Source organism: Nocardioides albus (assembly GCF_014648255.1).
In the GTDB taxonomy this organism is placed as follows: domain Bacteria; phylum Actinomycetota; class Actinomycetes; order Propionibacteriales; family Nocardioidaceae; genus Nocardioides; species Nocardioides albus.
In genome coordinates, this window is record NZ_BMQT01000007.1 from 190,989 (window position 1) to 203,207 (window position 12,219).

The 12,219-nt window shown below is 69.9% G+C and carries 10 protein-coding genes; 5 read left to right on the plus strand and 5 right to left on the minus strand.

What is annotated here, in order from left to right; translation table 11 throughout:
• Positions 1-4 precede the first annotated feature (4 nt).
• Genes IEY84_RS16275 through IEY84_RS16290 form a run of 4 tightly spaced genes read right to left on the minus strand, consistent with a single transcriptional unit; the run spans position 5 to position 3,052 of the window.
• Positions 5-403 carry a VOC family protein gene (locus IEY84_RS16275; RefSeq protein ID WP_183545467.1) on the minus strand — a complete coding sequence of 133 codons (399 nt, stop codon included), beginning with the start codon at positions 401-403 and terminating at the stop codon, positions 5-7.
• Between the two features lie 58 nt (positions 404-461).
• Positions 462-1,409: an ABC transporter ATP-binding protein gene (locus IEY84_RS16280; RefSeq protein ID WP_183545466.1), complete on the minus strand. Its 948-nt coding sequence runs from the start codon at positions 1,407-1,409 to the stop codon at positions 462-464.
• A gap of 1 nt (position 1,410) precedes the next feature.
• A complete protein-coding gene (locus IEY84_RS16285) occupies positions 1,411-2,238 on the minus strand; it encodes an ABC transporter permease (protein ID WP_183545465.1) in 828 nt (275 codons plus the stop codon).
• Positions 2,231-3,052 carry an ABC transporter permease gene (locus IEY84_RS16290; RefSeq protein ID WP_229788736.1) on the minus strand — a complete coding sequence of 274 codons (822 nt, stop codon included), beginning with the start codon at positions 3,050-3,052 and terminating at the stop codon, positions 2,231-2,233. The genes IEY84_RS16285 and IEY84_RS16290 overlap by 8 nt, the downstream gene beginning before the upstream one ends.
• 138 nt (positions 3,053-3,190) lie before the next feature.
• Between IEY84_RS16290 and IEY84_RS16295 the strand changes: the two genes are divergently transcribed.
• The 3 genes from IEY84_RS16295 to IEY84_RS16305 all read left to right on the plus strand — a co-directional run bounded on the left by IEY84_RS16295 (position 3,191) and on the right by IEY84_RS16305 (position 5,772).
• Positions 3,191-4,366 (plus strand): LLM class flavin-dependent oxidoreductase, encoded by a 1,176-nt coding sequence (locus IEY84_RS16295; protein ID WP_183546270.1) that lies wholly within the window; start codon positions 3,191-3,193, stop codon positions 4,364-4,366.
• Entirely contained in the window at positions 4,363-5,007 is a 645-nt protein-coding gene (locus IEY84_RS16300; RefSeq protein ID WP_183545464.1) for an FMN reductase, read from the plus strand. The genes IEY84_RS16295 and IEY84_RS16300 overlap by 4 nt, the downstream gene beginning before the upstream one ends.
• Positions 5,008-5,112: 105 nt before the next feature.
• Complete coding sequence (locus IEY84_RS16305; RefSeq protein WP_183545463.1) at positions 5,113-5,772, plus strand: response regulator; 660 nt, start codon at positions 5,113-5,115, stop codon at positions 5,770-5,772.
• Between the two features lie 55 nt (positions 5,773-5,827).
• On the opposite strand, the gene IEY84_RS16310 is transcribed toward IEY84_RS16305, so the two are convergent.
• Entirely contained in the window at positions 5,828-6,355 is a 528-nt protein-coding gene (locus tag IEY84_RS16310) for a YbhB/YbcL family Raf kinase inhibitor-like protein (protein WP_183545462.1), read from the minus strand.
• An 82-nt stretch (positions 6,356-6,437) separates the two neighbouring features.
• Here IEY84_RS16310 and cobA point away from each other — a divergent pair, with 82 nt between their 5' ends.
• Positions 6,438-7,664: a uroporphyrinogen-III C-methyltransferase gene (gene cobA / locus IEY84_RS16315; RefSeq protein ID WP_183545461.1), complete on the plus strand. Its 1,227-nt coding sequence runs from the start codon at positions 6,438-6,440 to the stop codon at positions 7,662-7,664.
• A 125-nt stretch (positions 7,665-7,789) separates the two neighbouring features.
• On the plus strand, positions 7,790-12,157 hold the full coding sequence (locus tag IEY84_RS16320; protein WP_183545460.1) for a S8 family serine peptidase: 4,368 nt from the start codon (positions 7,790-7,792) through the stop codon (positions 12,155-12,157).
• Positions 12,158-12,219 lie beyond the last annotated feature (62 nt).

Here is a 12,219-nt window from a genome sequence, read left to right on the forward strand (position 1 = left end):
GACCTCAGGCGACGCAGAACTCGTTGCCTTCGGGGTCGAGCATGACGACGTGGCCGAGGATGGAGTGCCCGGCGTCGTCGGCATAGGTCTCGTCGCGAACGTTGGTGGCGCCGTTCGCCTCGAGCTCGGCGACCTTTGCGCGAATCAGAGTGGTCCGCTCGCTCCAGTCCCAGGGCGGCTCCCCGGCCACGCGAATATCGATGTGGAACCGGTTCTTTGCAGTCTTCGTCTCCGGCACCCGCAGGAAGCCGATGGCGGGTTCACGACCCTCGGGGTCGACGATCGACGCGCCGGACGGGTCGTCGAGTCCGGGTTCGAGGACGTAGCCGAGGGCTGCGGCCCAGAAGCGTGCCAGCCGCTGCGGGTCATGGGCGTCGGCGCCGATCGTCCAGTGGGTAGCCATGTCGCCAGGGTAGGACCGAACCCGGACGGTGCCCGACCGGAATGACCGGGCTCATGGCTCAGCGGGAGTAGAGCTGCCGGATGACGTCCTCGATGTCAGGCTCGTGGATGGACAGGTCGGCGATGTCGTAGGCGGCGGCGACCTGGGCGACCAGCGGCGCGGCCGAGGCCCCGGCCGGAAAGGCGAGCCATTGCCGGGGGCCTTCGACCTTCATGACCCGGGCGCCGTCGATGTCGATCGGAGCGGCCTCGTCGACGAGGTCGACGACGAGGGTGCGAGACGACCCGCCGTTGACCCGCAGCGAGGAGAGCGGGCCGTCGAAGACCGCGGTGCCGTGGTCGATCACGATGACCCGGTCGCAGAGCGCCTCGATGTCCTGCAGGTCGTGAGTGGTGAGCATCAGGGTCGTCCCACGCTCGTGATTGAGGGCGCGCAGGAACTCCCGCAGGCGCCCTTTGGAGATGACGTCGAGACCGATCGTCGGCTCGTCGAGATAGAGGATCTCGGGGTCGTGGAGCAGCGCGGCGGCGATGTCGCCCCGCATCCGCTGCCCGAGGCTCAGTTGCCGCACCGGAGTGTCCAACAGCTCGCCGAGGTCGAGCAGCGCGACGTGGTCCTCGAGGTTGCGGCGGAAGGTCTGGTCCGGGATCCGGTAGATCCGCCGCAGCAGCTCGAAGGAGTCGCGCAGCGGCAGGTCCCACCACAGCGACGTACGCTGCCCGAAGACCACCCCGATCCGCCGGGCCAGCTCCCGGCGCTGGCGGGAGGGCTCCAGGCCTGCGACCCGCGCCGACCCGCCGGAGGGCACCAGGATCCCGGTGAGCATCTTGATCGTGGTCGACTTTCCGGCGCCGTTGGGCCCGATGTAGCCGACCATCTCACCGGCGTCGATCTCGAAGGAGAGATCGTGGACGGCGTGCTTCACCACCGACGTACGTCTCAATGGACCCGTCTTCTTGCGGATCGTGAAGTCTCGGGAAAGGTCCCGCACCTCGATCAGTGCCATATCAGCTCCCGGTGGATCGATAGCGACGGAGCCCCTGACGCCACACGAGCGCGGTCAGACCGACCAGCGCCAGCGCGGCCAGGGGCGAGGCGAACCGGAACCAGTCCGGAGCGCCGTACGGGTCGGTGAGGCCGAGCAGGAACAGGCACGGGTACCAGTTCACGAACGCCAGCGGCAGTAGGTAGGTCAGCGACCGGACGACCTCGCGCGGGAAGATCGTCATCGGGTACTGCATGATCGTGTTGCCGCCATAGGTGAAGGCGTTGGCGAACTCGGAGGCGTCCGTGGTCCAGAACTGGATCGTCGAGAAGGTGATGAACACGCAGAAGTAGATGAGCACACCCGAGACGAGCGTCATCACGAGCACCAGCAGGCGCTGTGGGTTCCAGTCCACGATCGGTGCCGCCCACGCGAAGACCGCGATGCCCTGGGCGATCTGGCCGAGCCGACGCAGCTCGAACCGGTCGGCGCACAGCTGCACCAGCACCGGGACCGGCTTGGTCATCATCGCGTCGAGATCGCCGCTGCGTACCTTCTGTCCGATCTTCTCCACGCTCCCGACCAGCATGTCGGCGACCCGGAAAGCGATCGAAGTAACTCCGTAGAGCAGCGCGACCTCGCGCAGTGTGAAGCCGCCATAGGTGTCGATGTGGCTGAACATCAGCCAGATCGCCACGAAGTCGAGGAAGGTGATGAGTACGCCACCGACAGTCATCGTCCAGAACGAGACCGGATAGGCCATCGCCGCCCGGATCCACAGCGCCGCGATGAGCCAGTAGGAGCGCACCGCGTGAGCGAGGTACGCAGCCGGCGTGTCGGCTTCAGCCACCCTGGACCACCACCTTGCGGGTCGCGGCGCGAAGCACGAGCGCGCAGACCCCCAGGAGGACGACCGCCCACACGACCTGCAGCCCGATCGCGGCGAGCATGTCGAGACCGGTGTGGCGGCCCAGCCAGATGTCGGCAGGGGTCTGGATGTAGGAGGCGAACGGCAGCGCGAGCGCGACCTGGCGCAGGCCGTCGGGGAAGAGGGTGAGTGGCAGCGTCAGTCCGCTGAAGAAGGTGGTCAGCACGCTCAGCAGCACCCGTGGCCCGGTCGCGTCCAGAAGCCAGAAGGCGCTGGCTGCGAAGAGGAACCGGACTGCGAAGCTGACCACCACGGCGAGGACGACGCTGACCAGGAACCCGGCTGCGCCGGCGGGGGAGGGGGAGACGAGCCCGAACAGCAGCGCGCCGACGATCGCCGGCGCCACCCCTCGCGTCGTGAAGTGGTAGAGCCCGCGGCCGAGGTCGGCGGCGAGATACCAGCCGAGGACGCTGACGGGGCGATAGAGGTCGACGGCGATGTCGCCGGTGCGGATCCGCTCGGCGAGCTCGTCGGTCGAGCCGCCGCTCCACAGCGCGACGGTCATCAGCAGCGCCTGCCCGATCCAGACGAAGGTGACGGCCTGGTCGGCCTCGTACCCACCGGCGGTCGGGTTCTGCTCCCACAGCGCCAGATAGGCGAAGCTGAGGATGATCCCGAAGACCGAGTTGGTGAAGATCCCGGCGAGCGTGGCCGCGGTGTAGGTCGAGTAGCGACGGAAGGAGCTCGTCGCGATCGCCGCATACAGACTCAGCTGTGAATGCAGCGCCCCGGACACCTGACGTACGTTGGCACAACGGGGCCTGCCTACGCCAAGGGGTTTCCTGGAATAACGTTGATGCAGCAACTGTTTGCCGAGTAGTTCGGATTTCAACTATCGTGGAAATGTCCACGAAAGGGGCAGGGAACCATGGGTATGCAGTTCGGCATCTTCACCGTCGGTGACGTCACGATGGACCCGACGACCGGCAGGACCCCGACGGAGCACGAGCGGATCAAGGCGACCGTCGAGATCGCCAAGCACGCCGAGGAGGTGGGTCTGGACGTCTTCGCGACCGGTGAGCACCACAACCCGCCGTTCATCGCCTCCAACCCGACCGCCACCCTGGCCTACATCGGTGCCAAGACCGAGAACATCATCCTGAGCACCGCGACCACGCTGATCACCACCACCGACCCGGTGCTGATCGCGGAGGACTACGCCAAGATCCAGCACCTCACCGACGGCCGCGTCGACCTGATGATGGGCCGCGGCAACACCGGCCCGGTCTACCCCTGGTTCGGCAAGGACATCCGCCAGGGCATCAACCTGGCGATCGAGAACTACGCGCTGCTGCGCCGGCTGTGGAGCGAGGACGTCGTCGACTGGTCCGGCCGGTTCCGTACGCCGCTGCAGGGCTACACCTCGACGCCGAGGCCGCTGGACGGCGTCGCGCCGTTCGTCTGGCACGGTTCGATCCGTTCGCCCGAGATCGCCGAGCAGGCTGCGTACTATGGCGACGGCTTCTTCCACAACCACATCTTCTGGCCGGCCTCGCACACCAAGCAGATGGTGCAGCTCTACCGGCAGCGGTTCGAGCACTACGGCCACGGCACCGCCGACCAGGCGATCGTCGGGCTGGGTGGGCAGTTCTTCATGCGGCCCAACTCCCAGGACGCGGTCGACGAGTTCCGGCCCTACTTCGACAACGCCCCGGTCTACGGTCACGGCCCCTCGCTGGAGGACTTCAGCGAGGCCACCCCGCTGACCGTCGGTTCGCCGCAGCAGGTCATCGAGCGGACGCTCTCCTTCCGTGAGTACGTCGGTGACTACCAGCGTCAGCTCTTCCTGCTCGACCACGCCGGGCTGCCGCTGAAGACGGTGCTGGAGCAGCTCGACCTCTATGGCGAGATCCTGCCGACCCTGCGCGCGGAGTTCGCGAAGCTGCGCAAGCCCGGTGTCCCGGACGCCCCGACCCACGCCTCCCTGGTGGAGAAGGCCGGCGGTGCGAAGGACTCGACCGTCTACGCTGAGGGCGACTCCGCCACCGGCTCGTCCGACCGTGACCTGACCGACCCGGAGGTCGCCAAGGTGCTCGAGGGGGAGCTGTGACCCGGATCGTCGTCGTCTCCGCGGGGCTGTCGGTCCCGTCCTCGACCAAGCTGCTCGCCGACATGCTCGGCGACGCCACGACCCGGGCCGTGCAGGCCCGGGGCGCGGAGGTCGAGGTCGAGCACGTCGAGCTGCGCGGCCTGGCGCACGAGCTGACCGACAACCTGCTCACTGGCTTCGCGAAGCCGGCGCTCCAGTCGGCCATCGACCAGGTGCGCCGTGCCGACGCCGTCATCGCAGTGACGCCGGTCTTCTCGGCCTCCTACTCGGGCCTGTTCAAGACGTTCTTCGACGTGCTCGAGCAGGGCGTCCTGGATGCGAAGCCGGTCCTCATCGCGGCCACCGCCGGCACCGCCAGGCACTCGCTGGTGCTCGAGCACGCGCTGCGCCCGCTCTTCGCCTACCTGCACGCCGTGGTCGTGCCGACCGGCGTGTTCGCCGCCACCGATGACTTCGCCGGAGGTCCGGAGCTCGCGAAGCGGGTCGACCGCGCTGCCGCCGAGCTGGCCGCCCTGCTGGCGGTGGCGGGTGGCGCGCCGGCTCCGGCGCCCCACCGGGCGATGGTCGAGGACGAGTTCGCCAACCCGACCTCCTTCGAGACGCTTCTCAAGCAGGCCTCGGAGGGGCCGCCGGCGTACTGAGGGCCGTCACGCCTGCTCCGAACACGGGCGCGATATCCCGGGGGTTTGCGCTGGAGTACGACAGAATGCGTCTCGATCGGATCCCCCGAACCGAGCGGAGCCGTTGTGCCCAGCTATGAGCCGAGTGTCGTCGTTGCCGACGAGTCGCCTCTTCTTCGTGCTGGACTCACCGACCTGCTTGCACGTGGTGGCTATCAGGTGGTCGCCGATGCCGCTGACGCCGAGGCGCTCATCCAGGCCGCGACCGACACGCTGCCCACGCTGGTGGTGACCGACGCGCGACTGGGTGCGCGCCAGGCCGAGGGCATCGGCGCCGCGCTCCGGCTGCACGAGAAGGTGCCGGAGATGGGCATCGTGGTGCTCGCGGACTCGGTCGACGCCGCGTACGCCGCATCGGTCTTCACCAGCACCGGCACCGGTGGCCTCGGCTATCTGCGCAAGTCGCGCGTCCGCACCATCCCCCACTTCTTCGACGTCGTCGGCCGGGTGGCCTCGGGGGAGGTCGTCGTGGACCCAGAGGTCATCTCGCGGATGGTCGAGGCGTCGCCGGACGCCGACGCCGAGGTGATCGCGAGGCTGACGATGCGGCAGAGCGAGGTGCTGGGCCTGATCCACGCCGGGTTCCCCGAGCGCGCGATCATCAGCAGGCTCTTCGGCGGCCGGCGGCAGTTCGAGCGATGTCTGAGCGAGATGTTCCTCGCGTTCGGGTTGTCCGAAGACGTCGAGCACCGGCGTACGCCGATGCCGCTGACCCACCTGGGCTGAGGCCGAGACGTGCTGAGGAGGGTGGAGCCCGAGGCGACCAGGCCCTACCCGCGTCTCAGTGCTGGTAGGTGCCGACCAGGACGGCGCGAGCCAGCGCCTTGAAGGCCAGGTTGAAGGAGACGACAGCCGGGGTGACCTCGTCGTTCACGCCCAGCGTCTCCTCGCCGACGGCGTGGACCACGAAGTAGTAGCGGTGGACCTGGTCGCCGGCGGGGGGAGCGGCGCCGCCGAACTCCTTGGTGCCGAAGTCGGAGGCGACGTGGAACGCCGTGCCCGGAAGCTCGGCGCCGCCAGCTCCGGTGCCGGCCGGCAGCTCGGTCACATCGGCGGGGACGTCGACCAGCGCCCAGTGCCAGAACCCGCTGGGCGTGGGTGCATCGGGGTCGAAGCAGGTGATGACGTACGACTTCGTCCCCTCCGGCGGTCCGCTCCAGCTGAGCTGCGGTGAGGTGTTGCCGCCGTCGTAGACCTGGTCCTGCTTCAGCGGCTGACCGTCGGTCACGTCCTCGCTGGTCAGCGTGAAGGAGGGGAGGGCGGGCATGAGCGAGTAGGGATCCGGTTTCACCGGGCGATCGAGTGCCATGTTCACCAACGTAGCTCACCGAGGCCGTCCGCGAATCGACCCGTCGTCAGGTCACGCCCGGTTGTTGGGCGAGGATGTACCCATGAGTTCAGAGCATGCCGTTCCCTATCCCGCCGGCCTCATCCTGGAGGGGCGGAGGGTGGTCGTCGTGGGTGGTGGCCGGGTGGCGCAGCGGCGCGTGCCGGCGCTGATCGCCGCGGGGGCGCGGGTCGAGGTCGTCTCGCCGTCGCTGACGCCCGCGCTGGAGGGCCTGCTCGGCTCGGGGGAGATCACCTGGCACCAGGCCCGCTTCTCGGCCGACGTGCTCGACGGCGCCTGGTACGTCATCGCCGCGGCCCAGCACGCCGACGTCAACGAAGCGGTCTCGGCCGCGGCCGAGGAGCGGCGGATCTTCTGCGTACGCTCCGACGACGGCACGCAGGCCACCGCCTGGACCCCGGCGACCGGCCATGACGGTGACCTGACCGTCGCCGTGCTCGCCAACCGTGACCCGCGGCGCTCCGCGGGGGTCCGCGACCGGATCCTCGACGGGCTGCGTTCTGGTGAGCTGGTGGCGCCGCACGAGCGTGAGCGGGTGGCCGGAGTGACCCTGGTCGGTGGCGGTCCGGGCCACCCCGGACTGATCTCCGTCGCCGGGCGCAAGGCCCTGATGGAGGCCGACATCGTCGTCGCCGACCGGCTGGCGCCGCGAGAGCTGCTCTCCGAGCTGCCCGCCGACGTCGAGCTGGTCGACGTCGCCAAGCTTCCCCGCGGCCGCTCGGCGCAGCAGGAGGAGATCAACCGGATCATCGTCGAGGCGGCCAAGGCGGGGAAGGCGGTCGCGCGCTTCAAGGGCGGCGACAACTTCATCTTCGGGCGTGGCTTCGAGGAGGTCCTGGCCTGCCGCGAGGCCGGCGTCCCGGTGCACGTCATCCCCGGCCTGACCTCGCCGGTGACGGTGCCCGGCGTCGCCGGGATCCCGGTGACCCACCGCGGCGTCGCCCACGAGTTCACCGTCATCTCCGGCCACGTGCCCCCGGGCGACCCCACCTCGTTGACCAACTGGTCTGCCGTGGCTCAGCTCGGCGGCACCCTGGTCCTGCTCATGGCCGTCCAGAACGCCCCCGCGATCGCGACCGCGCTGCTCGACGGCGGCCGCGACCCGGGCACCCCGGTCGCGGTCATCTGCGACGGCACGATGCCCACGGAGCGTACGGTCCTGGCGACCCTCGAGACCCTCGAGAAGGTCCTGGTCGACGAGAACGTCCAGCCCCCGGCGATCATCGTCATCGGCGAGGTCGTCCGCGTCGCCCACCCGGATTCCTTCTAGGATTCCGCCGCGGCACGAGGGCGCCGCTGGCGAGTTCATGCCATGGCGAGGTTCGGCCAGCCCAAACTCGTTGACCCCTCCTGAGGAACGCGGGACTGTCTCCGTACCGTTCCAAGGAGTCCCCCATGCACCCTCTCGCGCGCAAGAACCGCGCCACGACCCGGGCAGCGGCCGCCATCCTGGCTGCCACGCTCGGCGTACCCATTCTCGCCGCCTCCGGCTCGGCCGCCGAGCCGGAGGGCGAGCTCGTCTCACCGATCCAAGCGGCCCGTGAGGCCGTCAGCGGCGTCGACAGCCCGTACGAGCAGCACGATGCGGGCTTCACGTCCGTCACCGACGGCTCGGCGGCGAAGGCCATCGAGGCCAAGCTCGGCGGCGCCGACCAGCAGCTGCTCGCCGAGGCACGTGCCGCCGAGGAGAAGCACGTCACCGTGCTGATGGCGGTCGAGCCGGGCGCAGCCGACGAGGTCGGCGACGCGGTCCGCGACAAGGGCGGCTCGGTGGGACGGAGCGAGGCCAAGCTCGGTTACGTCCGTGCCACTGTGCCGACGAGCCAGGTCGCAGCGATCGCCGGCAACAGCGCCGTCACGGCGGTCGACCTCGACCGCGAGATCCGCGTCCCGGAGCCGACGCCGCACAGCGCGCTCGTGGAACAGGGTGGCGCGCAGGCGCCCGCCGGCTCGGACGGTGACCTGCCCGAGGCGCCATCGGCCGCCACACCCGCCGACAATCCCTACCTTCCTTCCGGCGAGATCGGCGCGGTCCAGTTCGCGCAGGAGCACCCTGAGTGGGACGGTCGCGGCACGACCATCGGCATCCTGGACACCGGCGTCGACCTGGGCCACCCCGCGCTCCAGAAGACGACCGACGGCAAGCCGAAGGTCACCGGCTGGTTCACCGCGACGGACCCTGTCATCGACGGCGACGGCACCTGGCGCCGCCTGACCGGCACCCGCACGGGGCCCACCTTCAGCTCGGGCGGGATCACCTACACGATCCCCGAGGGCACTTTCCAGTACACGACCTACAACGAGACTGTCGCTGCGCGCGGAGCCGCGGCCGGCGATCTGGACCGTGACGGGAAGACCGGCGAGAGCTTGATGGTGCTCATCGACCCGGAGTCCGGCGACGTGATCGTCGACGTCGACCAGGACGGTGACATGGTCGAGGAGGAGCGCATGCAGCCCTTCGACGTCGCCGGACAGGTCGGCCACCTCGGCGTCGATGACCCGGACACCGACGTCGTCGAGAGCCAGTCGTTCACCGTGGACTACCGCCGGGACGTCGATCTCACCCCCTTGGGCGGTTCTTGGGTCGGCCGTACGGCCGACTACGTCAACCTCGGCCTGGTCACGGCCACCCACGGCACCCATGTCGCCGGCATCGCGGCGGGCAACGGGCTGCTGGGCGGCGAGATGACCGGCGCCGCGCCCGGCGCGCAGATCGTCTCCGCGCGGGCCTGCGTCTACCAGGGCGGCTGCACGTCCGTCGCGATGTCCGAGGGCATGATCGACCTGGTCACCGACTACGACGTCGACGTCGTGAACGTGTCTCTCGGCGGTCTCGTACCGCTCAACGACGGTTCCAGCGCGATCGCGCGTCTCTACGACCAGCTGGTGCGCCAGCACGGCGTGGACATCGTCGCGTCGGCCGGCAACGAGGGTCCCGGTCTCAACACCGTGGCGCCGCCGTCGACCGGCGACGCCGTCATCTCGGTCGCCGCCTCGGTCAGCGACGACACCTGGCTCGCGGACTACGGCGCCCGGGTGCCCGCCGCCCTCGACCTGTTCCCGTTCTCCTCGCGTGGCCCCTCGGAGGACGGCGCGCTCAAGCCCACGGTGACGGCCCCGGGCGCGGCTGTCTCGAGCATCCCGGCCTGGCTCGAGGGCCAGCCGGTGCCAGATGCCGGATACGAGCTGCCCGCCGGCTACGCCATGCTCAACGGCACCTCGATGGCATCCCCACAGGTCGCGGGCGCCGTGGCGCTGCTGCGATCGGCCGCCACCGCCACCGACACGGCGGTCACCACGACCGGAGTCCGCTCCGCCGTCGTCGACTCCGCCAAGCCCATCGACGGCGTCCAGGTGGCCGCACAGGGTGGTGGCGTCGTCGATGTCGCCGCCGCTTGGGACGCGCTGGCGGCCCCGGGTGCCGGACGCCCCGACCACGACACCTACACGACCTCCGCCCCGGTGTGCACTGCGAGCTCGGCCTCGCTCGAGACCCCGAACAAGGGTGCCGGCGTGCACGATCGCTGCCTGCCGTCCGAGGACGGTGCCGTCCCGGGGACGAAGAAGCAGTACGACGTCACCATCACCCGCACCAGCGGTGACAAGCGTGCCGCGACCCACCGGCTGAGCCTGGTCGGTGACGACGGCACCTTCAGCGTGCCGACGACGGTGAAGCTGGCGAAGGACGAGGCCACCGTGGTGCCGGTCACCTCGAAGCCGAAGGCCGCCGGGCTGCACTCCGCCCTGCTGCGCGTCGACGACCCGCGCACCCCCGGCATCGACCACATCGTGCCGCTGACCGTCGTCGCCAGCCAGGTCGCCCCCGCGCCGGACCGCACGGTGCGGTCCACCGGCTCGGTCGGCCGCGGCGGCGCCGAGTCGTTCTTCGTCGCGGTGCCCGAGGGCGTACAGAACCTGCAGTTGGCGCTCACCGACGGTGACGGCAGACCGACATCCGGCTCCGTACGCGTGCGGGCCTTCGACCCGGCAGGCATGCCGGTGGACACCTCCGCCGCCCGGACCTGCTACACCGCGACCGACAGCTGTGACCCCGCCTCGCGGTCCTACACCCTGCCCCGACCGGGCGTGTGGGAGTTCGTCGTGGACTCCTCGCGGGTCGCACCCGCGCTGACCGCCGGCTACCGTGTCGACGTCGCGTTGCAGGGTGTGGCGATGGAACCCGCGGCGATCGAGCTGGACGCCACGGACGTGCACGCGCCGCAGTCCGCCTCGCTCACCGCGACCAACGTGTGGGGTGCGCTGACGGCGCGGCCGAAGGAGGGTTCGCTCGGACGTACCGTCACCCTGCGCGGCGCCGTCGCCGACGGCGGCGTGGGAGAGAACGGCGTGTACGTCCCGCGTGACGGCACGCTCCTCGACATGACCCTCACGGCGCACGACCCGGACGCGGACCTGGACGTGCTGGTGGCCCACCTCGCGACCGGGCAGATCGTCGCCCGCGCCCAGAACGTCGGTCCCGGCACGGAGCGGGTCGTCCTGCACGACCCGGCTCCTGGTTCGTACGTCGTGGTCGTCAACGGTTCGTCCGTACCCGACGGCGAGACCGAGTTCGACTACGTCGAGAAGGTCTACTCACCCTCGCTCGGCACCATCGCCGTCACCGGGGGCGAGGCTCGCCCGCTCGCTCCCGGCGAGAACCTGGCGATCGACGTCGACGTGACCGCCGTCGCGCACCCGTTCGGCACCAGGCCCCTGGTGGGCACCGTCCCGGTGACCAACGCTCAGGGTGTCCAGGTCGGCTCGACCGAGGTCAGGATCCCCGCCGTACGCTCACCGCAGGCGCAGATCGAGGCCACCGAAAACCCGTTCGTCGGCACCGACATGAACTCGTCGGGCGTCGTCTCCGGCGATGACCAGATCAACTCGCAGACCACCCCGGTGCTGTGGTCCGCCGAGGACGGCTTCCGCACGCTCGCTCTCGGCGAGAACGGCTACCGCGGTTCGGCGTACGGCGTCAACGAGGCCGGAGATGCCGCCGGGCAGATCCTCCTGCGCAGCGGAGGTCTCGCGGCCGCGTTGTGGCGCGCCGACGGAACCCACGTCGATCTCGGCACGCCGGACTGGCGCAACTACAGCCACACCTACACCTACGGGCTCAACGACGCGACCGAGGACCATGGCGTCCAGGTGGTCGGCACGTCCTACCTCAAGGAGAAGGACGCGGGCGGCGCCTTCCGCACCTACTCCGAGGGCTGGGTGTGGACCGACGGCGAAGGGTTCCGCCGGCTCCCGCACCTGTCGGAGGATCCAGGTGGCACCCGGGCGTTCGACATCAACGACGCCGGTTACGTCGTCGGTACGTCCGCGCTCGACGGCGTGCTGCACGCGGTGCGGTGGACCCCGCAGGGTGAGGTCGAGGACCTCGGGATCCTCGCTGGCCAGAACGCCGTCGCCCAGTCGATCAACGCGCGCGGCGACGTCGTGGGCATCTCCGGGGACGACGCGTTCATCTGGACCAAGGACGGCGGCATCCGACGCCTCGCCGACCTGGGCTACAACGGCTCGGCGATCAAGATCACCGACGAAGGCCTCGTACTCGGCTCGGTGGAGACCGAGCCCGAGTACGCCACTCCTGCGGTGTGGACCGTGGACGGCAAGCTGTACGACCTGGGTCAGACGGTCGACCGCAAGACCTTCGTCGCGGACACCCCGTTCGCGATCCATGGCTCGCGTGTGCTGCTGTACGGGTATGACGCGGACGGGTCTGGGGTGGCACTCCTGAAGCTGCCCACCCTCCGCTGATCGCCTGGGCGAGCTGACAGCGCAGACGCCGGGTCGAGGTCTTCGAGACCTCGACCCGGCGT